Here is a 21,740-nt window from a genome sequence, read left to right on the forward strand (position 1 = left end):
CACACTAAAAATACGCTTCTCTGGAACCGAGTATTTTCTTGCAAAATTTCTACTATGTTTAATATTTAATGGCTTTTTTTCGATCACATACTTAAGCATGATCGAAAAAAACAACTTTCCCTTACTCGGATACAACCCAGATCTTATATCAAACTACCCCTTCATTGGATGGATTGCTTTTTTCTGTATACCCGCTCACGCGGGGGCTCTACCTGTTAGATGGGAAATCAGATGGTGGTTTTGATGAGAGCGCTATAAATCCAGCTAGTTTGACGCATACTAATCTCCATACTACAAAAAACGCCCCGAACCAGTCGGGGCGTTTTTTTATTCAACGTACAGCAACCAACCGTCAGTCAGCCAACCGCCAAGTAGTCCCACCTTTCCCATCTTCCAACACCACACCCATCGCGGTCAGTTGGTCACGGATACGGTCGGACTCCGCCCAGTCCTTGTTGGTACGCGCAGCCAAACGCGCCTGGATCAACGCATCGACTTCAGCCGCATCCACACGCCCTTCGGCGCCGGCCTGCAGGAACTCGTCGGCTTCCATCTGCAACACGCCCAACACACTGGCCAGTTCTTTCAGGCGCGCCGCCAGGCCCGCCGCTGCGTCGAGATCGCTCTCGCGCAAACGGTTGATCTCGCGCACCATCTCGAACAGCACCGCACAGGCTTCCGGTGTGCCGAAGTCGTCGTTCATGACTTCGGTGAAGCGTGCCACGAAGGCTTCGCCGCCGGCCGGCGCCACGGATGGCAGGCCTTTCAACGCGTGGTAGAACCGCTCCAGGGCGCCCTTGGCGTCCTTGAGGTTGTCTTCGGAGTAGTTGATGGCGCTGCGGTAGTGGCTGGACACCAGCAGGTAACGCACCACTTCCGGGGGGTACTTTTCCAGCACGTCGCGGATGGTGAAGAAGTTGTTCAAGGACTTGGACATCTTCTCGCCATTGATGCGGATCATGCCGCAGTGCATCCAGGCGTTGGCGTAGGTCTTGCCGGTGGCGGCTTCGCTCTGGGCGATTTCGTTTTCGTGGTGCGGGAACTCGAGGTCGCTGCCGCCGCCATGAATGTCGAAGGTCTCGCCCAGGCAGCAGGTGGACATCACCGAGCATTCGATGTGCCAGCCCGGACGCCCGGCGCCCCATGGCGATTCCCAGCTCGGCTCGCCGGGCTTGGTGCCTTTCCACAGCACGAAGTCGAGCGGATCCTGCTTGGCTTCGTCGACTTCGATGCGCGCGCCGATGCGCAGGTCTTCGATTTTCTTGCGCGACAGCTTGCCGTAGCCCATGAACTTGGCGACGCGGTAGTACACGTCGCCATTGCCCGGGGCGTAGGCGTAACCCTTGTCGATCAGGGTCTGGATCATCGCGTGCATGCCAGGGATGTGGTCCGTGGCGCGCGGTTCCATGTCCGGCTTGAGGATGTTGAGGCGCGCCTCGTCCTCGTGCATGGCGGCGATCATGCGCTCGGTCAGGGCGTCGAACGACTCGCCGTTTTCATTGGCGCGGTTGATGATCTTGTCGTCGATGTCGGTGATGTTGCGCACATAGGTCAAGTCATAGCCGCTGAAACGCAACCAGCGGGTCACCAGGTCGAAGGCAACCATGCTGCGGCCGTGGCCGATGTGGCAGTAGTCGTACACGGTCATGCCGCACACGTACATGCGCACCTTGTTGCCATCCAGCGGCTTGAAGACTTCTTTGGTCTTGCTGAGCGTGTTGTAGATCGTTAGCACGATGTTTCCCTTAAATCACTGGCCCCACGAATCTCGCAAGGTCACGGTACGGTTGAATACCGGAGCGCCTGGTTTCGAGTCCTTGATATCCGCGCAAAAGTAGCCTTCGCGCTCGAACTGGAAACGGTCTTCCGGCTGTGCGTCGCCAAGCGATGGCTCGGCACGACAACCAGTGAGTACTTGCAGGGAATCAGGGTTGATGTTGTCGAGGAAACTCGCGCTGTCTTCAGCCTTCTCAGGGTTTGGCGAGCGGAACAGACGATCGTACAGGCGCACTTCGCACTCGATGCTGGCAGCGGCAGGCACCCAGTGGACCACGCCTTTGACCTTGCGGCCTTCAGGGTTCTTGCCCAGGGTGTCCGGATCGTACGAGCAGCGCAGCTCGACGATGTTGCCGTCGGCGTCCTTGATCGCTTCGTCCGCACGGATCACGTAGCTGCCGCGCAGGCGCACTTCGCCGTTCGGCTCCAGGCGCTTGTAGCCTTTTGGCGGCTCTTCCATGAAGTCGTCACGGTCGATGTAGATCTCGCGGGCGAATGGCAACTTGCGCACGCCCAGCTCATCTTTCTGCGGGTGACGCGGCAGTTCGAGGTTCTCGACCTGGCCTTCGGGGTAGTTGGTGATCACGACTTTCAACGGGCGCAGCACGCACATGGCGCGCGGGGCGTTGGCGTCGAGGTCCTGACGGATGCTGAATTCCAGCATGCCGAAATCGACCACGCCGTCGGAACGGTTGGTGCCGACCATGTCGCAGAAGTTGCGGATCGAGGCCGGGGTGTAGCCACGGCGACGGAAGCCCGACAGTGTGGACATGCGCGGGTCATCCCAGCCATGTACGTGCTTTTCATCCACCAGTTGCTTGAGCTTGCGCTTGCTGGTGATGGTGTAGTTCAGGTTCAGGCGGCTGAACTCGTACTGACGCGGGTGCGCCGGGACCGGCAGGCTGTCGAGGAACCATTCGTACAGCGGGCGATGGCTCTCGAACTCCAGGGTGCAGATGGAGTGGGTGATGCCTTCGATGGCGTCCGACTGGCCGTGGGTGAAGTCGTAGTTCGGGTAGATGCACCACTTGTCGCCGGTCTGGTGGTGATGGGCGTGGCGGATGCGGTACATGATCGGGTCGCGCAGGTTCATGTTCGACGAGGCCATGTCGATCTTGGCGCGCAGTACGCGGGCGCCGTCCGGGAACTCACCGGCGCGCATGCGGGCGAACCAGTCGAGGTTCTCTTCTACGGAGCGGTCGCGGAACGGGCTGTTCTTGCCCGGTTCGGTCAGGGTGCCACGGTATTCCTTGGCCTGCTCCGGGGTCAGGTCGTCGACGTAGGCCTTGCCGGCCTTGATCAGCTCGACGGCCCAGTCGAACAGCTGGTCGAAGTATTTGGAGGCATAGCGCACTTCACCGGACCATTCGAAGCCCAGCCACTTGATGTCGCTTTCGATGGCGTCGATGTATTCCTGGTCTTCCTTGGCCGGGTTGGTGTCGTCGAAACGCAGGTGCGTGACGCCACCGAACTCCTGGGCCAGGCCGAAGTTCACACAGATCGACTTGGCGTGACCGATGTGCAGGTAGCCGTTGGGCTCTGGCGGGAAGCGGGTGACGATCTGCGTGTGCTTGCCCGAATCCAGGTCCGCCTGGATGATCGGGCGCAGGAAATTGACCGGGACGGCAGGTCCGGCCTTGGAATTCGAGGTAGGGTCGACAGTGGGCTTGCTCATAGGATCCTTGAACAGACAGGTTCGTGGCCGGTTGGGGCCAGATAAAACAAAGGCGATATCATAGCTGATGCTGTCAAGACACTGACAGGTCACGACCAAAAACTGCTGCTTTAATTAACCGGGCGGTAAAAAACCACCTCGAAATTCCTGCCGGGCACGCTAAACTGCGCGCCTTGGCCGCCGTTTAGCCAGACAGGTAAGGCGCCCCAGGCGTCCAAACCCACGAATTCCCTGAAAAGAGTAGTGAACATGACTCAAGTCAAACTGACCACCAACCACGGTGACATCGTCATCGAGCTGAACGCCGAGAAAGCGCCGATCACCGTCGCCAACTTCATCGAGTACGTTAAGGCCGGCCACTACGAAAACACGGTGTTCCACCGTGTCATCGGTAACTTCATGGTCCAGGGCGGCGGTTTCGAGCCTGGCATGAAAGAAAAGAAAGACAAGCGCCCAAGCATCCAGAACGAAGCGGACAACGGCCTTTCCAACGACAAGTACACCGTCGCCATGGCCCGTACCATGGAGCCGCATTCGGCCTCCGCGCAGTTCTTCATCAACGTGGCCGACAACGCCTTCCTGAACCACAGCGGCAAGAACGTACAGGGCTGGGGCTACGCCGTGTTCGGTAAAGTCACCGAAGGCCAGGACGTCGTCGACAAGATCAAAGGCGTGTCGACCACCTCCAAGGCCGGTCACCAGGACGTTCCGGTCGAAGACGTGATCGTCGAGAAAGCCGAGATCGTTGAGTGATATTACTGATTTCAGATTTGCATCTGGAAGAGGAGCGCCCGGACATTACCCGGGCGTTTCTGGATCTGCTTCACAACCGCGCCCGTGGCGCCCAGGCGTTGTACATTCTGGGGGACTTCTTTGAAGCCTGGATTGGCGACGATGGGATGACGCCCTTCCAGCGTTCGATCTGCGAGGCTCTGCGCGAGCTGAGCGACAGCGGCACCCCGATTTTTATCATGCATGGCAACCGCGACTTCCTGCTCGGCAAGGCGTTCTGCAAAGCGGCAGGCGCCACCTTGCTCAAGGACCCGAGTGTCGTGCAGCTCGCAGGCGAACCCGTGCTGTTGATGCACGGCGACAGCCTCTGCACCCGCGACCTTGGCTATATGAAGCTGCGGCGCATCCTGCGTAATCCCATCGTGCTGTTTATCCTGCGTCACCTGCCGTTGCGCACCCGCCATCGGCTGGCGCGCAAGCTGCGCAGTGAAAGCCGCGCGCAAACGCGCATGAAGGCCAACGACATTGTCGATGTGACGCCCGAGGAAGTGCCGCGGGTGATGCAGCAGTTCGGCGTGCGCACCCTGGTCCACGGCCACACGCACCGCCCGGCGATCCATAAGCTGCAGATTGGCGACCAGGCGGCCAAGCGCATTGTGCTGGGGGATTGGGACAAGCAGGGCTGGGCGTTGCAGGCGGATGAGCAAGGCTTTCAGTTGGCGGCGTTTGACTTCGTCAATCCGCAGCTGGCGTTGCCTGGCGCCTGATCCTCAAACACCACTGATCCAATGTGAACAGAGATCAAAATGTGGCAGGGGGGTTGCCCTAATGCCAGTCAGTTAAGGCTTTTTGTAGGAGCGAGCTTGCTCGCGAAAAACGCCCAGGCAACGCGTTCATTCTCGATAAGCGCGGTGGCCCTGAGTTCTTCGCGAGCAAGCTCGCTCCTACAGTGAATCACTTTCGCTTAACTGAACGGCATTAGGGCAAGCCCCCTCCCACAATTGATTGCATTTCAGTCTTTGCCAATCAGTGGCCGGACGCTTCCGGCCCTGCCTTGGCGCCAAACGGCGGTTTGGCCAGCCACACCAGCAGCATCAACCCCATGAACATCCACCCCAGCAACGTGAAGTAATCCACGGTGGACATCATGTACGCCTGGCTGGTGAGGATCTGGTCCAGTTGCGCGTAGGCTTTGTGCCCTGCCCCACCGAGCGCCTGCAGCGCGTCGCGGGTGGCCGAGTCATAGGTGGTCATGTTCTCGCTCATGTACGCATGGTGCTGGTCCGCCCGGCGAATCCAGATCCAGGTGGTCAGCGAGGCCGCAAAGCTGCCGCCCAGGGTCCGCAGAAAGGTCGCAAGACCGGCGCCATCGGCGATCTGGTGCGGTGGCAGGTCGGACATCAGGATGCTCAAGGTCGGCATGAAGAACAGCGCCACGCCGATGCCCATGAACAGCTGCACCAGGGCGATGTGGGTGAAGTCCACCTCATTGGTGAAGCCCGCGCGCATAAAGCAGCTCAGACCAATCGCCAGGAACGCCAGGCCTGCCAGCAGGCGCAGGTCGAACTTGTGCGCGTACTTGCCCACGAACGGTGACATCAGCACCGGCAGGATGCCGATCGGCGCCACCGCCAGGCCGGCCCAGGTGGCGGTGTAGCCCATCTGGGTTTGCAGCCATTGCGGCAGGATCAGGTTGATGCCGAAGAAGCCCGCGTAGCCGAGGATCAACACAATCGTGCCGATGCGAAAGTTACGGTAGGCAAACAGCCGCAGGTTGACCACCGGGTGCTTGTCGGTCATTTCCCAGATGATGAACACCGCCAGGGCAATCACCGAAATCGCCGCGCCCACAATGATGAAGTTGGATTCGAACCAGTCCAGGTCGTTGCCCTTGTCGAGGATGATCTGCAGCGCGCCGACGCCCACGATCAGGCTCAACAGCCCGACGTAATCCATCGGCTGGTAGCTGGTGGTCACCGGGCGCTTCTTCAATTGCGCACGCACCACCATCACCGCAAAGATGCCGATGGGGACGTTGATAAAGAAGATCCACGGCCAGCTGTAACTGTCAGTGATCCAGCCGCCGAGGATCGGCCCCGCAATCGGCGCCACCACCGTGACCATCGCCAGCAACGCCAGGGCCATGCCACGCCTCGCCGGCGGGTAGACCGCGATCAGCAGTGTCTGGGTCATCGGGTACAACGGCCCGGCCACCAGGCCTTGCAGCACCCGGAAGCCGATCAATTCGGGCATCGAAGTGGAAATACCACAGAGGAACGAGGCCAGCACAAACAGCATGGTGGCCCACAGGAACAGCTTCACTTCGCCAAACCGCCGGCTCAACCAACCGGTCAGCGGCAAGGCGATGGCGTTGCTCACCGCAAACGAGGTGATCACCCAGGTGCCCTGCTCCGAACTCACGCCGAGGTTGCCGGAAATGGTCGGCAAGGCCACGTTGGCGATGGTGGTGTCGAGCACCTGCATAAAGGTCGCCAGCGACAGGCCAATGGTGGCCATCAACAGGCTGGGCGGCGTGAAGGAGGCGTTATTGCTCATCAGCGTTGCGCAGCCTTGGGCGCGGCGATGCTGTTGGCATGGATCAACTCGGTGATCATGGCGTCAGCCTCGGCCAATTGGCGGTCGTACACGTTGGTGGTGAAGGTCGCCTTTTGCGGCGCCTGTTGCGCCAACACCGGGCCGCTCTGGTCATGCAGGTCGACATTGACGACGGTGCTCAGGCCGACCCGCAGCGGGTGCTTGGCCAGTTCTTCGGCATTGATGTGGATGCGTACCGGCACCCGTTGCACGATCTTGATCCAGTTACCGGTGGCGTTCTGCGCCGGCAGCAGGGCAAACGCACTGCCGGTGCCGGCGCCAAGGCTATCCACGGTGCCGCTGAATTTCACGTCGCTGCCGTAGATGTCCGACTCGATGTCCACCGGCTGGCCAATACGCATGTCGCGCAATTGGGTTTCCTTGAAGTTGGCGTCGATCCACAGCTGGTTCAGCGGGATCACCGCCATCAACGCCGTACCCGGCTGCACGCGCTGGCCCAGTTGCACGGTGCGCTTGGCCACGTAGCCGGTGACCGGCGCGATCAAGGTGCTGCGCGCATTGGCCAGGTAGGCCTGGCGCAGTTGCGCGGCGGCGGCCTGCACGTCCGGGTGGGACGAGATCACGGTGTCATCCACCAGTGCATTGCTGGTCTTGAGTTGCTGCTCAAGGTTGGTCAGCGCGTTTTTCGCGGCCGTCAGGCTGTCACGGGCGTGGGACAGTTCTTCCTGGGAAATCGCGCCGCCCTGGGCCAGGGTCTTGCGGCGGTTGAAATTGTCCTGGGCGGTTTGCACATCGGCTTTCTGTGCGTTGACCTGGGCTTTCATGCCATCGACGTTGCTGTACAAGCCACGCACCTGGCGCACGGTGCGGGCCAGGTTGGCCTGGGCACTTTGCAGGCCGACGGCGGCGTCGTTGGGGTCGAAGTTGATCAGCACCTGGCCTTCGTGGACCAGGTCGCCATCGTCGGCGCCGATGCTGACCACGGTGCCGGTGACCAGCGGGGTGATTTCCACCACGTTGCCGTTCACATAGGCGTCGTCGGTGCTCTCGTTGAAGCGTCCGTAGAATTCATACCAGCCCCATACGCCCACGACACCGAGGATGACGATCAGCGCGAGGCCGATCAGCATGACCTTGCGTTTGCGTGGGTTGTTGTCTTTGGGTTGTTCTGTAGCGTTGGTGTTTTCGGCAGTGGCCATGACAAATACCTCAAATTATTCCGTGCGGGTGGCTGGGGTGGTCGACGCCACGTTGTCGGCGCTGTATCCGCCACCCAGGGCCTGCATCAATTGAATCGACAGATCGATTTGCCCGGCATTCAGGGTCGCCAGCTGACGCTGGGCCTGCAGCAATTGCTGATCGATGCTGAGCACGTCCAGGTAGTTACCGACCCCTGATCCGTAGCGCTGGACCACGGTGTCGTAGGACTGCTGGGCAATGTCCGTGGCGTGTTGCTGGGCCTGGATCTGCCGACCGGTTTCGCGCAGTTGCGAAAGGGTGTTGCCGATATCGCCCAAGGCCTGCACCAGGGTTTTGTTGTACTGGGCCACGGCCAGGTCGTAGTCGGCATCGCGCGCATCGAGGTCGGCGCGCAGGCGGCCGCCATCGAAGATCGGCAACGAGATCGTCGGCGCAATGTTGAAGAAGCGACTGGCCGAGCCGAACATCGCATCCCCCAGCAACGACTCGGCCCCGGCGCTCGCGCTGAGATTGAGGTTGGGGTAGAAGCGCGTCTTGCTGGCGGCGATGTCCTTGCTCGCAGCCTCGACTCGCCAGCGCGCGGCGATCAGGTCCGGGCGGCGGCCCAGCAGCTCGGCGGGCAACACCGAAGGCACGGCGACAGCGGCGGGCTTGAGCACATTCGGACGAGCCAGTTCGCCGCCTCGGTCCGGGCCTTTGCCGAGCAATACGGCGAGTGCGATCTGGGCGCTCTGCAGTTGTTTGTCGGCATCGATCAATTGCGACTGGGAGCTGGCTTCCAGGCTTTCGGTCTGCTGGTACTGGTACTGGCTGTCGATGCCCGCAGCCAGGCGGCGCTTGCTCAGGTCGAGCATTTGCCGGGTGCGCTTGAGGTCATCGCCGGCCAGGTCGCGCACGATGTGCGCCTGGCCCAGGTCGCTGTAGGCCTTGGCCACATCGGCAGCGAGGGTCAGGCGCGCGGCCTGCTGGTCGACTTCGGCGGCGCGGGCCTGGCCCAGCGCGGCTTCCCAGGCGGCGCGCTGGCCACCCCAGAGGTCGAAGTTGTAATTGAAGCTGGCGCCGATATTACGCACGGTCGAGTAGGCATCGCCCTCGCCGCGCGGGTCCTGGTCCTTGGCCAGGCGTGAACGGCTCACGCCGGCGCTGGCATCCAGGGTCGGCATGCGTGCGGCATTCGCGGCATAGGCGGCGGCTTCGGCCTGATGGGCACGGGCGCTGGCGACTTGCATGTCGGGGCTGTTTTGCAGGGCTTCCTGGATCAGGCCGTCGAGCTGCGGGTCGCCGAGGTTTTTCCACCAGTCGGCGCTGGGCCAGGCGGCACTCGACAGGGTCACCCCGCTCAGGGATTTACCGGTCTGCAAGGTGTTGGCGTCGAGGCGCCGGCCCTGGGTGTCGAGGCCGCTGTAGTTGGCGCAACCGGCCATGCTCATGGCCACGAGCACCAGGCATAGGGCACGTGTGTTCATGCTTTACCTACCCGCTGCAGGGTGATGGGATCACCGGCAGCTATCAGAATTTTCTTGAGAATCCGTTCCAGGGTTTCCAGCTCGCCAGCCTCAAGTACGCCCGCCAGTTGGTTCAACGCCTGGGCGCCTATGTGCGGCAGCATGTCTGCCAGGCGCTGGCCGTCGGCAGTCAGCACCAACTGCACCTGGCGGCGGTCCTGCTCGGAGCGTTTGCGGTCCAGCAGGCCTTTCTGCTCGAGGCGGTCAAGCATGCGGGTCATCGAACCGCTGTCCAGGGACAGGTTGCGGCACAGTTCGGCCGGGGTGTCTACGCCGAACTGGGCCATGATGATCAGCACCTTGAACTGCGCGGCCGTGATGCCGTGGGGTTCCATGTGGGTGTCGATGATGCGGTCCTTGAGGAGCGCCGCACGGCCCAGCAACAGCCCGAGGTGGCAGTTGTGGAAGTTTTCAGGGGTGAAGTGGGGCATCGGAAGTCACCTTATTACTGCCTAGGCAGTGAATGTATGACGAGATGTTACTGCCTAGGCAGCGAAAGTCAAATGGATTAATTAGCTTGCTTGCTAATTTCACGACCGGCGGGCTGGAATGCAAACCAATGTGGGAGGAGGCTTGCCAGTCAGTTAAGGCTTTTTGTAGGAGCGAGCTTGCTCGCGAAAAACTCACAGACGCCGCGTTCATTCAGGAAGCACGCGTTATCGTTGACGTTTTTCGCGAGCAAGCTCGCTCCTACAGGAGGCGATGTACGCTTAACTGACTGGCATTAGGGCAAGCCCCCTTCCACATTTTTTGATCGAGCAGGACTCAGAAATCGCGCTTGTAGAAGATGTCGAGGGAACTGGCCACGCCACTCGCCACTTCCAGATACACCTTTTTGCTCAGCAGGTAGCGCAAGGCAATGGTGCTGGCCGGTTCGAACACCCCTACCCCGTAACGCAGGCTGAGTTTCTCGGTGATCTTGCCGCTGGCCACCACCGCCGTGCTGTTGCCGCTGCCCTGGGTGTCGAGGTCGAAGTCGCGAATCCCCAGTTTGTTGGCAAGATCCGAGGTGACCCCGGCGCTGCCCATCAGGCCCAGGCCGAGGGCGGCCTGGGCAAGCATGTTGTTGTCTTCGCCGGTAGAGCTCAGCGGACGGCCCAGCACCAGGTAGGACAGCGCCTGTTCCTGGCTCATGGCCGGTTCCGAGAAGATCTGCGTGGTGGGCTGCTCGGCGCTGCCGCTGAGGCGGATACCGGCGACTACATCGTCGGTCTTGCGGATCGCTTCGATATCCAGGTACGGCTGGTCGAGCGGCCCGGCGAACAGCAGGCGTGCGCGGCGCACATCCAGGCGCTGGCCATAGGCACGGTAGCGACCGTCGTTGAGCCACAGCTCGCCACGGGTGTCCATGTTGTCGCCGATGTGCACATGGCCCTGTACCTTGGCGGTGAGGCCGAAGCCCGAGAAGTTGAGCTGATCTTCGCCCACCGCCACGTCGATATCCATGGCCATGGCCATCGGCGGCTTGCCCTCTTCGGTCTGGCTGCCGACGATTACGGTGTCATCCGAGACCTTGACCGTCGAAGGCGGCAGTTCGCGCACGGTGATGTCGCCGCGCGGGATCCGCACCTTGCCGGCAATCGCCAGTTTGTCGTTCTTCAGGCTGATCTTCAGGTCCGGGGCCACTTCGAGCACCGCATAGGGCTCCACCGTGACCGGCAGTTGCGAGCCTTGCAGGCTGAGGTCCACCACCAGGGCCTGGCCCCAGTCGATCTGGCCCTTGAGGCTGCCCTGCCCGGCCTTGCCACTGCGCCATGCGCCGTTCAACTGCACGCTTTCACCGGCAATCAGCGCCTGCACGTTCAGGCCTTCAAGGCTGATGGGCAGCTCCGGCCCGGAGACTTCGCCGCCCACCAGGTTGACGTTACCGTTGACCTGCGGCGCCAGCAGGCCACCGGCGATCCGGCCGCTGCCATTGAGCTTGCCGCTGAGTTTCTCGACCATCGGCACAAACGGCCGTGCCACGGCGAGATCCAGACCGGTGAGGCTGAAGTTGCCGCTGATCGGCTTGTTTTTCGGCAATGGGTTGATCTGCGCCTGCAACAGCAACTCGCCGAGCTTGCCGCCTCTGAAGTTCAGCTGGGTGTCGATGCGCTTGGGGTTGAGGGTGGTTTCCAGCGTGAGGGTGTCGTAGGGGAAATCCAGCCACTGGTCCTTGTCCTTGACCCGCAGGGTGCCGCCGCTGGCATCCACCGCGACCACGCCTTTGGGGCCACTGCCGGGAAGGTCCAGTTGGACGTCGGCGTTGAGCTTGCCCTGCCAGGCGAAGTCCTTGGGCAGAAACGCCGCCAGGCTATCGATGGGGAATTGCTTGAGGTGGTAGCGCAATTTGGGGTCGGGCATCAGGCGCTGGTCTTCACCGCACAGGCTGGCGGCGCCGGAGATCCAGCAGTGGGCCGCGAAGGTCAACTTGCCGTCGGCCATGCGCTCGATTTTTGCCGGCGCCTGCAGCTTCCAGTCCTGGCCACCCGCCTGCACATCGCCACTGGCCAGGCGACCGCGCCAGTTGCCTTTGTCGAGGTTGCCATCCAGGGCCAGGGCCAGTTTGACCAAGGGGCCGGCCAGGTCGAGTTGGACCTTCTGGCTCCTGATATCGCCCTGGGCGCTGGCGGTGAGCGTGCCCACCTGGGTGTCACCGCTTTGAATGCCGCTGCCCTTGAGGTCGATTTTCCCGCGCTGGGCACTGTCCAGGGTCGCGCCCAGGCTCAGGCTTTGCAGGCGATTATCGGCGAACGCCAGTTGCTGGCCCTTGAGGTCGAGTTTGCCTTGGGGCGCCTTGAGGCTGCCGGCCACGTCGAGTCGGCCATTGACCTGACCACGCAACTGCGGCCACAGCTGAGCCAGGCGCGCCAGCTTGATGTCGATCTGCCCGGCCAGGCGTTGCTGCAGGCTGCCGCTGCCGTTGACGCGGTTGTCGCCCAGGCGGATATCCAGGTTGGCCAGGGTCCATTGCTCGCCCGCGCCTTCGGCCTTGGCCGCCAGCACGGCGGTTTGCCCACGCAGGCGGCCCTTGAGGTCGAGGTCGGCGTTGAGCTTGAGCTGTTCGTTTTTGAATTCACCTTTGCTGCGCAAGGGGCCAGCCAGCGTGCCCGGCAATTCCGCCACCCAGTACGCCGGGTTCAGCGCCGACAGGTCCAACGCGGTGTCCCAGGCAATCCCATCGGCAAATTGCAGGTTCAGATGCCCTTCGGCCTTGCCTTGGCCAGCGGTCAGTTTCAGCTCCGGCAGGAAGATTTGCGTGAGGTCGCCACTGAACGGCGTGACCAGATTGAAATTGCCGGCCGGGCCGTCGAGGTCAGCCTTGAGGTTGCCGAGGTAGTTGCCGTCTTTGTAGGAAATCTCACCGTTGAAGGTGCGCAACACCACCTGTGGCTCGTCGATCAGCGGGTAGAGGCGATGCCAGGGAAAGTCCAGCCAGTCGATCTTGGCCTCGGCACTGAAGCCTTGTTGCCAGTCCAACTGCGCCGTGAGCTTGAGGCTTTGTTTGTCGCCGGCATTCAGGTCCAGGCCGGCGATCTGCGCGCCGTTGGCGTCGACCTTGCCTTGCAGCAGCAGGCCCACCGGGCCTTTTTCCGCCGGCAGTACAGCCTTGCCCAGCAGTTGGTAGCCGCTGCCCAGGTCGCCCTTGGCGGCGAGGTCCAGTTGATTGAGTTGCAGGGTGTCGGGCAGATCGGCGCTGGGTTTGAAGCCATCGGCAGTGAGGTGCAACTGGGCCGGGAGGTTGTCCACCAGGGGTTGCAGCTCGCCCTTGAGTTTGGCCGGCAGGTAGCCGCTGCTGTCGGCGTCGAGCCTGAGGGTCTTGAGCAGGTCGCCCTCGACCTTGAGCGCCACCGTCCACGGCGCGCCGCCGGGGGCGTAGGGCAGGCTCAGATTGCCGCTGGCGGTCAGCGGCCAGTCGCCGCTGGGTTGCAACAGGCCGTTCAGGTCCAGCACCAGGCCGTCCCGTTGCAGGTGCACCGCGTCAATCTGCATGCCGGCGGCGGTCCAGTGCGCGGCCAGTTGCAGGCCCTTGAGTTGTTCGCTGCCGTTGAACAGCAGGCTGCCGACGCGAATGTCGCCCAACTGAATGGAAACGGGCAGCTTCAGGTCCGGCAAGTGAATCGGCCCACTGCTCTCTTCAGTGCTCGGCGCGACGTCCAGGCGGACTTGCTCCACATCCAGGCGATTGATGCACAGGGTCATGCGCAACAGGCACGCCGGCGACCAGTCAAACGTCGGCGCATCGAGTTCGACGCGACTGCCGTCCTGCGCCCACAGCAGATGATCGGCGCGCCACTGGCCGCCCAGACGGCCGTGGAAATTCTCTACGCTCAAACCCGGTACACGCCCCAGCGCCCAGCGACTGCCCGCCTGGGTGCCGAGGACCGCCCACAGGGCCAGCAACAGCACGACAAGGACGGCCAACACGGCCAGCCCCGCTATTTTCACACCACGCATCACAGCTCAGGCCCCATGGAAAAGTGCAATCGAACGCCGCCCGGGTCTTCCAGGGCGTGGGCCAGGTCCAGGCGGATCGGGCCGACCGGCGAGACCCAGCGGATGCCGACACCCACACCGGTCTTCAAGCTGGGCAACTCCAGGGAGTTGAACGAGTTGCCCTGGTCGATAAAGGTCGCAATCCGCCATTTTTCGGCGATGGAATATTGATACTCGGCGCTCAGGGCCACCATGTAGCGGCCACCGATACGGTCGCCCCGGTCATTCTCGGGTGACAGGGTCTGGTACTCGTAGCCGCGCACGCTCTGGTCGCCACCGGCGAAGAACCGCAGCGATGGCGGCACCGACTTATAGCCGTTGGTGGCACTGCCGCCGACCTGGGCCCGCGCCAGGAAGCGGTGGTTGTCCCACAGGGTGGTCAGGCCCTTGACCATGGCCGTGCCGTATAACAGGTTGGTGTCGGAGCCCAACCCTTCCTTGGCCACCTTGCTGTCGAATTGCAGGCGGTAGCCGTTGTGGGGGTCGATGCGGTTATCGCTGCGCAGGTAGGAATAACTCACACCCGGCATCACCAGGTTACTGAGGCCCGAGTCATTGCCCAGGCGATATTCTTCGCGCTGGTATTTGAGCGAGATCACCCGGGTCCAGCCACTGGGCAACTTGCTGTGCCATTCGGGCCCGAGGGTGAGCAATTTACTCAAGGTGTCGGTGTTGGCGATTTCTTCATTCTGGTAACCGCCGGCGAAACGCAGTTTATCGGTGAGCGGCGGGTCCAGCGGGATGTCGTACCACAACCCGACGTTCTGCCGTGGCGCCGACAACTCGGCTTCCCAGCCATAGCTGTGGCCCTGGGGATTGACCCAGTGGCGCGTCCAGTTGGCCTTGCCGCGCGGGCCGACGTCGGTGGAGAAACCCAGGCCCAGGCCCATGGTGCGTGGCTTGCGGGTCTCCAGGTTGACGGCCACCGGGATCACGTCATTGGCCGAAGCCGCAGGCGCGGCGTCGACGCGCACGCCTTCGAAAAAGCCGCTGGCTTGCAGGTTCTGGTTGAGTTCGGCGATCAGTTCGGAATCGTAGGGGGCGCCACTTTTAAACGGCACCATGCGTTGCAGCAGCTCTTCGTCAAACGGCGTATCGCCGGCAAAGCTGACCTTGCCCAAGGTGTAGCGCGGGCCGCTGTCATAGATGAGTTCGATATCGGCGACACCGGCCTGGGGGTCTACCGAGAGTTTCTGGTGAGTGAAGCGCCCGCTGAAAAAGCCGTAGCGCGAGGCCTGGTTCTGGATCAGACGCTTGGCGTCTTCGTAGTGGCCGTGGTTGAGCACGGCGCCGGATTTCAGGTCGTCGCTGGCGGGCACGCGAAAGGCCTTGAGGTCCGCGGCCGGGCCGTCGACCCGAATGGTCACGTTGCGCAGATGCACCGGTTCGCCGGGGTCGATGGTGAGGATCAGGCGCGGGTTCTTGCCGCCCTTCACATCGCTTTCGATCCGGGGCTGATAGAAACCTAAAGCCTGGGCGGCTTTGCGCGCCTGCTCTTCGGCCCCACGGCTGAACCGCAGCAAGGCCTCTTCGTCACGCTCGCCCACCCCGCCGATATAGCCTTCGATGTTGGCTTTCAACGCGTCGTTTTTTGGCTTGATCCGCACGTCCAATTCGCTTTGCGCGAATGCGCCGCAGCTTGTGAACAGCAGAACCAAGCCGCTGGTAAATCTTCCTGGAAACTTCATAGGCGCGGATGCTACACGAGCTGGGGAGAAACTTAGAACTCAGAGGATTCTGAAAAATTCTGCGCTAAGCCGTTGCAGCATGTAACACCTGCGGATTGGGGTGGAAAAATACGTGTTCCAGAATCGGTCCTACCGCCACTTCGCCGATCTCCTCATAGCCCTGGCGTTTGTAGAACTCCAGATAGCGCGAATTCCCCGTGTCCAGTACCACACCGGATGAATGCGGGTCTTCCGCGCACCAGTTGTGCACCGCTCCCAGCAACTGCTCACCATAGTGCTTGCCCTGGAATTGCGGGTGAATGCCCAGCAGCGGCAACACATGCACCGACTCGTTGGGCAGGCAGGCCATCACCGCATAGTGGTAGTCCAGGTAGCGCCGGGTGCCGCGCACGCCGGTGCTCAACCACATGCGCAATTGCCAGGCCCAACTTTCGGTAATCCCCAGGCGCCGCTGCGGGGGCGCGATCAGCGCGATGCCGATCAGGCGGTCGTTGACGAACAGGCCGATGGCGGGAAGTTTCTGGAAGAAATGCTGCTTGACCAGTTCGCGCACCGTGGCACGTACCCGTTGTTCATAGCCTGCGCGTTCCGCCTCGAAGATGTAGGCAAACGTCGGCTCATGCCGATAGGCCTGGTACAGCAGCGAGCGGGCTTCGCGGGAGTAGCCGCTGTTGAGCAGGCGAACTTCGCCAATGGCAGTGTCAGTCATACAGTCAATCTCCCTGGGCGCCACTCAATAGATGGCGTTCTTATGGGTACGAACCTACGCAGCACCAGTCGTTCCCAGACATTAGCAGTGCATCTGTCCTACCGCCACGCTGGCCCCCGTCCGACTTGTCCGCTAGCATCGCCCTTTTGCCAGACTGGACCGCCGACCATGAAAATCGTCTCCTTCAATATCAACGGGCTGCGCGCCCGCCCTCATCAGCTGGCGGCACTGATTGAAAAACACCAACCCGACGTGATCGGCCTGCAGGAAACCAAGGTCCACGACGACCAGTTCCCCCTGGCCGAAGTGCAGGCCCTGGGCTATCACGTGTACTACCACGGGCAAAAAGGCCACTACGGCGTGGCACTGCTCTCGCGCAAAGAAGCCTTGAGCGTGCACAAGGGCTTTGCCAGCGATGAAGAAGACGCCCAGCGTCGCTTTATCTGGGGCACCTTCGCCGATGAAAATGGCCAGCCGGTGACCATCATGAACGGCTATTTCCCACAAGGTGAAAGCCGCGACCACCCGACCAAGTTCCCGGCCAAGCAGCGCTTCTACGCAGATTTGCAGCACCTGCTGGAAAGCCAGTTCAGCAACGACCAGGCCCTGGTGGTGATGGGCGATGTGAACATTTCCCCGGAGGACTGCGACATCGGCATCGGCGCCGACAACGCCAAGCGCTGGCTGAAAACCGGCAAGTGCAGCTTCCTGCCTGAAGAGCGCGAGTGGATGGCGCGCCTGAAGAACTGGGGCCTGGTGGACAGCTTCCGCCACCTCAACCCCGATGTGGCCGACCGTTTCAGCTGGTTCGACTACCGCAGCCGTGGGTTCGAGGATGAGCCCAAGCGTGGGCTGCGCATTGACGTGATCATGGCCTCCAATGGCTTGCTGGCGCGGGTCAAGGATGCCGGCGTGGATTACGACCTGCGGAGCTTGGAGAAACCGTCTGACCATGCGCCGATCTGGCTTGAACTGAGCTGATCCCCTTGACTGTGTACTCGGGCCAAATGTAGGAGGGGGCTTGCCCCCGATCGCGGTGTATCAGTAACAGATAAGCTGACTGTCAGTCACATTATTGAAATCCAAGTGACTTAATCTCGCGGCACTCCCTTTGGCTTGAGAAGGTGCCGGCATGATGCTGCGCGTTCTGTTCCTGTTGTGTAGCGCGTTTTCCCTCTGCGTCGTGGCTGCCCCCCTCCCCGTTCCCGACCAAGGCCCGGCTTTGCGCATCCAGGGTTCCAACACCATTGGCGCGGCGCTGGGGCCGGCGTTGGTCAAGGGGTTGATGGAGCATCAGGGCCTGCAGGCGGTGCACAGCGAACCGGCCGAGGGCGCCAATGAACAGCGCGTGATCGGCAAGACACGCCAGGGCAGGACGGTGACCGTCGAGGTGGCGGCCCATGGTTCCAGCACGGGGTTTGCCGCGCTGAAAAACGCCAGCGCCGACCTGGCCGCCTCGTCCCGGCCGATAAAAGACAGCGAACTGGTGGACCTCGAACCGCTCGGCGACCTGAAAAGCCCCGAGGCCGAACAGGTGATCGCCATCGACGGCCTGGCCATTATCCTCAACCCGCGCAACCCGCTGAATACGTTGAACACCGAGCAACTGGCGCAGATTTTCAACGGCGAAATCAACACCTGGGAAGCATTGGGCGGGATCGGCGGCGCCATTCACCTGTATGCGCGGGATGATCAATCCGGCACCTATGACACCTTCAAGGACCTGGTGCTGCGCCTGCGCGGCAAGCCCCTGGCCGCTGACGCCAAGCGCTTCGAGTCCAGCGAAGCGTTGTCCGATGCGGTGAGCCGGGATCCCCAGGGCATCGGTTTTATCGGCTTGCCTTACGTGCGCCAGGCCAAGGCGGTGGCGATTGTCGATGGCGACTCGCAACCGATGTTGCCGTTGAACAGCCTGATTGCCACCGAGGATTACCCGCTGTCACGCCGGCTGTTCTTCTACCTGCCGCCCTCCTCCAGCAACCCGTGGGCCAAGGCCCTGGTGGACTTTGCCCAGAGCAGCAAAGGCCAGGCGATTGTGGCGGCCAATGGGTTTATTGCGCAGCAGGTGCAGGCGATGACGGTGGAGCCGCGCCCTTCGATGCCCGACGATTACCAGGCGATTGCCCGTGACGCCCAGCGTTTGAGCGTGAATTTTCGCTTCGAGGAAGGCAGCGCCAGCCTGGACAACAAGGCGCGCCAGGACGTGCAGCGCGTCGTGGCCTATATAAAGCGCCACAACCAACTCGACAAGCAGGTAACGCTGGTGGGATTCGGCGATGCCAAGAATGACCCGCAACGGGCCGCGCTGCTCTCGAAGCTGCGGGCGATGGCGGTACGCCGGGAGCTGGTCAAGAACGGCGTGGTATTGCGCGATATTCGCGGCTTCGGCGCACAGATGCCGGTGGCGGCGAATACGGCGGATGAGGGGCGGATCAAGAATCGGCGGGTGGAGGTTTGGGTGTACTGAGGGCTGCTGGATCTTCAGGGCCTGATCCGGCCTCATCGGGCAAGCCCCCTCCCACACTTTGAATGTATTCCCAAATCAAAATGTGGGAGGGGGCTTGCCCCCGATTCAGGCGACGCGGTGTTACTGCCCGCTGCGCATCAACTCTTTAGGCACATACTTGCCGATCTCGAACTTGCCGATGGCCGCGCGGTGCACTTCGTCCGGGCCGTCGGCCAGGCGCAGGGTGCGTTGCATGGCGTACATGTAGGCCAGCGGGAAGTCGTTGGAGACGCCGGCGCCGCCGTGGATCTGGATCGCGCGGTCGATCACCTTCAACGCCACGTTCGGCGCCACCACCTTGATCTGGGCAATTTCACTTTTCGCCACTTTATTGCCCACGGTGTCCATCATGTACGCCGCTTTCAAGGTCAGCAGGCGCGCCATGTCGATTTCCATGCGTGAGTCGGCGATCTTGTCGATATTGCCGCCCAGGCGCGCCAAAGGCTTGCCGAACGCGGTGCGGCTGACGGAGCGTTTGCACATCAGTTCCAGCGCGCGCTCGGCCATGCCGATGGAGCGCATGCAGTGGTGGATACGGCCGGGGCCAAGGCGACCTTGGGCAATCTCGAAGCCTCGGCCTTCACCCAGCAGTACGTTTTCGTACGGCACGCGGACATTGTCGAACAGCACTTCGGCGTGACCGTGGGGCGCGTCGTCGTAGCCGAACACCGGCAGCGGGCGTACGATTTTCACGCCGGGGGCGTCCACCGGCACCAGGATCATCGAGTGCTGCTGGTGGCGCGGTGCATCCGGGTTGCTCAGGCCCATGAAGATCAGGATCTTGCAGCGCGGGTCGCAGGCGCCGGAGGTCCACCACTTCTTGCCGTTGATCACCCACTCGTCGCCCTGGCGCTCGGCGCGGGCGGCCATGTTGGTGGCGTCCGAGGAGGCGACATCGGGCTCGGTCATGGCGAAGGCCGAACGGATCTCGCCGCGCAGCAGCGGCTCGAGCCAGCGTTGTTTCTGCTCTTCATTGGCGTAGCGCACCAGCACTTCCATGTTGCCGGTGTCGGGGGCGGAGCAGTTGAACGGCTCCGGACCCAGCAGCGAGCGGCCCATGATCTCGGCCAGGGGGGCGTATTCAAGGTTGGTCAGGCCGGCGCCCAGTTCGGACTCGGGCAGGAACAGGTTCCACAGGCCTTCGGCTTTCGCCCGGGCCTTCAGCTCTTCCATGATGGCGGTGGGCTGCCAGCGGTCGCCTTCGCTGACCTGGCGTTCGAACACCGGCTCGGCCGGGTAAACGTAAGCGTCCATGAACGCTGTGACGCGTTCACGCAGTTCCTGAACCTTGGGCGAATAGGCGAAATCCATGAGCAGCTCCCTTCTTTGAGAGGTTGTTTAGGTCATGCAATCGATGCTAGAACAGCGTTGATAATTTACCTAGCCTATTCTCGGCGTGTATTAACATTCATCACCGATATATGATCGACGTATGGCCAACTAACAATAAGAGCGCAACGAAATGAATCTGAGCAAGGTCGACCTCAACCTCTTTATCGTCTTCGACGCGATCTACACCGAAGCCAACCTGACCCGCGCCGGGCAGATTGTCGGCATCACCCAGCCGGCGGTGTCCAACGCCCTGGCGCGCCTGCGCGAGACGTTCAACGACCCGCTGTTCGTGCGCACCGCCCAAGGCATGGTGCCCACGCCGATGGCGCAGAACATCATCGGCCCGGTGCGCAATGCGCTGTCGTTGCTGCGGGTGTCGGTGCAGGAAAGCCGCATCTTCAATCCGCAGCAGGCGGCCAAGACCTACCGCATCAGCATGACCGACCTTACCGAAGCGGTGATTCTGCCGCTGCTGTTCCAACGCCTGCGCCGCCTGGCGCCCACCGTGGTGATCGAGAGTTTCCTGTCCAAACGCCGCGAGACCACCAAGGAACTGGCGGCCGGGCGCCTGGATTTTGCCGTGGATGCGCCGCTCAACACCGACCCGCAGGTGCGCCACGTCAAGCTGATGGAAGACCGCTACGTGTGCGCCATGCGCAAGGGCCATCCCATGGCGGGCAAGGACAAGTTCACCCTGGATGACTACCTGTCGCTGACCCATATCCATATCTCCAGCCGCCGCAACGGCTTGGGCCACGTCGACCTGGCCCTGGGCAAGATGGGCATCCAGCGCAAGATCGCCCTGCGCTCCCAGCATTACCTGATGGCCTCGCAAGTGTTGCAGCAGACCGACATGGTCATGACCGTGCCCGAACGTTTCGCCCGCCGCCATGAGCTGCATTGGTTCAACCTGCCGGTCAACGACGTGCCACCGGTGGAAACCCACCTGTACTGGCATGAAAGCACCGACCAGGACCCGGCCAACCGCTGGATGCGCGAGCAGATGATCGAGTTGTGCCAGCAAGTCACCGCCCACGAGAAGAAGCTGGACAAACAACAGGCCTGAGGCTGAAGAGCGCCCCCTGTGGCAGGGGGCTTGCCCCGATGGGCTGCGCAGCGACCCTTGACGTTTACGTCAACCTGCCATTAGCTTAGCGCCAAGACCTTCTTGAGCGCCCCCATGAGCACGACCTACAGCATCTCCGACCTCGCCCGCGAGCTCGACATCACCACCCGCGCCATTCGCTTCTATGAGGAACAAGGCCTGCTGGCCCCGGAACGTCGGGGGCAGGAGCGCATCTATTCGGCGCGGGACAAGGTCAGCCTCAAGCTGATCCTGCGGGGCAAACGCATCGGTTTTTCCCTGGCCGAGTGCCGTGAGCTGATCGAACTCTACGACCCCACCGGCGGCAACCAGATCCAACTCAACAGCATGCTGGCCAAGATCGCCGAGCGCCGTGAGCAGTTGGAGCAGCAACTGCTGGATATCGAACAAATGAAGCTGGAGCTGGACACTGCTGAAGAGCGTTGCACCCAAGCCCTGGCCCACACCATGAGCCAGGTTGGCCATTGATCAGAAGGTAGC

Annotated in this window: 16 protein-coding genes; 6 read left to right on the forward strand and 10 right to left on the reverse strand. The window is 62.0% G+C overall.

Translation table 11 applies throughout. The features are described 5' to 3' along the window. Nucleotides 1-352: 352 nt before the first annotated feature. Nucleotides 353-1,735 carry a cysteine--tRNA ligase gene (cysS, locus tag V3W40_RS07790; RefSeq protein ID WP_330214782.1) on the reverse strand — a complete coding sequence of 461 codons (1,383 nt, stop codon included), beginning with the start codon at nt 1,733-1,735 and terminating at the stop codon, nt 353-355. A 15-nt stretch (nt 1,736-1,750) separates the two neighbouring features. Continuing rightward, nucleotides 1,751-3,451 (reverse strand): glutamine--tRNA ligase/YqeY domain fusion protein, encoded by a 1,701-nt coding sequence (locus V3W40_RS07795; RefSeq protein ID WP_330214783.1) that lies wholly within the window; start codon nt 3,449-3,451, stop codon nt 1,751-1,753. Nucleotides 3,452-3,700: 249 nt separating this feature from the next. Between V3W40_RS07795 and V3W40_RS07800 the strand changes: the two genes are divergently transcribed. Then, nucleotides 3,701-4,204 carry a peptidylprolyl isomerase gene (locus V3W40_RS07800; RefSeq protein WP_065927032.1) on the forward strand — a complete coding sequence of 168 codons (504 nt, stop codon included), beginning with the start codon at nt 3,701-3,703 and terminating at the stop codon, nt 4,202-4,204. After that, entirely contained in the window at nt 4,201-4,950 is a 750-nt protein-coding gene (gene lpxH, locus V3W40_RS07805) for a UDP-2,3-diacylglucosamine diphosphatase (RefSeq protein ID WP_027606286.1), read from the forward strand. Before V3W40_RS07800 ends, lpxH begins: the two co-directional genes overlap by 4 nt. Nucleotides 4,951-5,209: 259 nt before the next feature. Here lpxH and V3W40_RS07810 read toward each other — a convergent pair whose 3' ends face one another. From V3W40_RS07810 to V3W40_RS07840, 7 genes are all read right to left on the reverse strand, one after another. Next, nucleotides 5,210-6,739 (reverse strand): DHA2 family efflux MFS transporter permease subunit, encoded by a 1,530-nt coding sequence (locus V3W40_RS07810; RefSeq protein ID WP_027606285.1) that lies wholly within the window; start codon nt 6,737-6,739, stop codon nt 5,210-5,212. After that, nucleotides 6,739-7,938, reverse strand: coding sequence for an HlyD family secretion protein (locus tag V3W40_RS07815; RefSeq protein WP_065948374.1), 1,200 nt, complete (start codon nt 7,936-7,938; stop codon nt 6,739-6,741). Before V3W40_RS07815 ends, V3W40_RS07810 begins: the two co-directional genes overlap by 1 nt. A gap of 15 nt (nt 7,939-7,953) precedes the next feature. After that, nucleotides 7,954-9,405 carry an efflux transporter outer membrane subunit gene (locus V3W40_RS07820; protein WP_330214784.1) on the reverse strand — a complete coding sequence of 484 codons (1,452 nt, stop codon included), beginning with the start codon at nt 9,403-9,405 and terminating at the stop codon, nt 7,954-7,956. Further along, on the reverse strand, nt 9,402-9,875 hold the full coding sequence (locus V3W40_RS07825) for a MarR family winged helix-turn-helix transcriptional regulator (protein ID WP_027606282.1): 474 nt from the start codon (nt 9,873-9,875) through the stop codon (nt 9,402-9,404). Before V3W40_RS07825 ends, V3W40_RS07820 begins: the two co-directional genes overlap by 4 nt. 334 nt (nt 9,876-10,209) lie before the next feature. Further along, nucleotides 10,210-13,881 carry a translocation/assembly module TamB domain-containing protein gene (locus V3W40_RS07830; protein ID WP_330214785.1) on the reverse strand — a complete coding sequence of 1,224 codons (3,672 nt, stop codon included), beginning with the start codon at nt 13,879-13,881 and terminating at the stop codon, nt 10,210-10,212. After that, nucleotides 13,881-15,608: an autotransporter assembly complex protein TamA gene (locus tag V3W40_RS07835; protein ID WP_108572655.1), complete on the reverse strand. Its 1,728-nt coding sequence runs from the start codon at nt 15,606-15,608 to the stop codon at nt 13,881-13,883. Before V3W40_RS07835 ends, V3W40_RS07830 begins: the two co-directional genes overlap by 1 nt. 64 nt (nt 15,609-15,672) lie before the next feature. Beyond that, nucleotides 15,673-16,317 (reverse strand): GNAT family N-acetyltransferase, encoded by a 645-nt coding sequence (locus V3W40_RS07840; RefSeq protein ID WP_092488838.1) that lies wholly within the window; start codon nt 16,315-16,317, stop codon nt 15,673-15,675. Nucleotides 16,318-16,485: 168 nt separating this feature from the next. Between V3W40_RS07840 and xthA the strand changes: the two genes are divergently transcribed. Beyond that, nucleotides 16,486-17,298, forward strand: a complete 813-nt coding sequence (xthA, locus tag V3W40_RS07845; RefSeq protein WP_065924116.1) for an exodeoxyribonuclease III — start codon at nt 16,486-16,488, stop codon at nt 17,296-17,298. A gap of 151 nt (nt 17,299-17,449) precedes the next feature. Continuing rightward, nucleotides 17,450-18,784 carry a substrate-binding domain-containing protein gene (locus V3W40_RS07850; RefSeq protein WP_065948378.1) on the forward strand — a complete coding sequence of 445 codons (1,335 nt, stop codon included), beginning with the start codon at nt 17,450-17,452 and terminating at the stop codon, nt 18,782-18,784. Nucleotides 18,785-18,904: 120 nt separating this feature from the next. Here the strand turns inward: V3W40_RS07850 and V3W40_RS07855 are convergent, their stop codons facing one another. Next, the gene (locus V3W40_RS07855; RefSeq protein WP_032860248.1) at nt 18,905-20,134 is read right to left on the reverse strand and encodes an acyl-CoA dehydrogenase; all 1,230 of its coding nucleotides are present in this window, start codon (nt 20,132-20,134) and stop codon (nt 18,905-18,907) included. A 151-nt stretch (nt 20,135-20,285) separates the two neighbouring features. Here V3W40_RS07855 and V3W40_RS07860 point away from each other — a divergent pair, with 151 nt between their 5' ends. Continuing rightward, nucleotides 20,286-21,221, forward strand: coding sequence for a LysR family transcriptional regulator (locus V3W40_RS07860; RefSeq protein WP_027606275.1), 936 nt, complete (start codon nt 20,286-20,288; stop codon nt 21,219-21,221). Between the two features lie 114 nt (nt 21,222-21,335). Continuing rightward, on the forward strand, nt 21,336-21,728 hold the full coding sequence (locus V3W40_RS07865; protein WP_330214786.1) for a MerR family transcriptional regulator: 393 nt from the start codon (nt 21,336-21,338) through the stop codon (nt 21,726-21,728). Nucleotides 21,729-21,740 lie beyond the last annotated feature (12 nt).

This window comes from Pseudomonas sp. AM8 (genome assembly GCF_036346475.1).
Taxonomy (GTDB): domain Bacteria; phylum Pseudomonadota; class Gammaproteobacteria; order Pseudomonadales; family Pseudomonadaceae; genus Aquipseudomonas; species Aquipseudomonas marginalis.

Bases quoted from the DNA above. Each gene is read 5' to 3' on its own strand.
- xthA (WP_065924116.1), top strand. From the start codon at position 16,486: ATGAAAATCGTCTCCTTCAATATCAACGGGCTGCGCGCCCGCCCTCAT.
- V3W40_RS07830 (WP_330214785.1), bottom strand. From the start codon at position 13,881: ATGCGTGGTGTGAAAATAGCGGGGCTGGCCGTGTTGGCCGTCCTTGTC.
- V3W40_RS07855 (WP_032860248.1), bottom strand. From the start codon at position 20,134: ATGGATTTCGCCTATTCGCCCAAGGTTCAGGAACTGCGTGAACGCGTC.
- V3W40_RS07860 (WP_027606275.1), top strand. From the start codon at position 20,286: ATGAATCTGAGCAAGGTCGACCTCAACCTCTTTATCGTCTTCGACGCG.
- V3W40_RS07815 (WP_065948374.1), bottom strand. From the start codon at position 7,938: ATGGCCACTGCCGAAAACACCAACGCTACAGAACAACCCAAAGACAAC.
- V3W40_RS07825 (WP_027606282.1), bottom strand. From the start codon at position 9,875: ATGCCCCACTTCACCCCTGAAAACTTCCACAACTGCCACCTCGGGCTG.
- V3W40_RS07795 (WP_330214783.1), bottom strand. From the start codon at position 3,451: ATGAGCAAGCCCACTGTCGACCCTACCTCGAATTCCAAGGCCGGACCT.
- V3W40_RS07800 (WP_065927032.1), top strand. From the start codon at position 3,701: ATGACTCAAGTCAAACTGACCACCAACCACGGTGACATCGTCATCGAG.
- V3W40_RS07820 (WP_330214784.1), bottom strand. From the start codon at position 9,405: ATGAACACACGTGCCCTATGCCTGGTGCTCGTGGCCATGAGCATGGCC.
- V3W40_RS07840 (WP_092488838.1), bottom strand. From the start codon at position 16,317: ATGACTGACACTGCCATTGGCGAAGTTCGCCTGCTCAACAGCGGCTAC.
- V3W40_RS07835 (WP_108572655.1), bottom strand. From the start codon at position 15,608: ATGAAGTTTCCAGGAAGATTTACCAGCGGCTTGGTTCTGCTGTTCACA.
- V3W40_RS07865 (WP_330214786.1), top strand. From the start codon at position 21,336: ATGAGCACGACCTACAGCATCTCCGACCTCGCCCGCGAGCTCGACATC.
- V3W40_RS07810 (WP_027606285.1), bottom strand. From the start codon at position 6,739: ATGAGCAATAACGCCTCCTTCACGCCGCCCAGCCTGTTGATGGCCACC.
- V3W40_RS07850 (WP_065948378.1), top strand. From the start codon at position 17,450: ATGATGCTGCGCGTTCTGTTCCTGTTGTGTAGCGCGTTTTCCCTCTGC.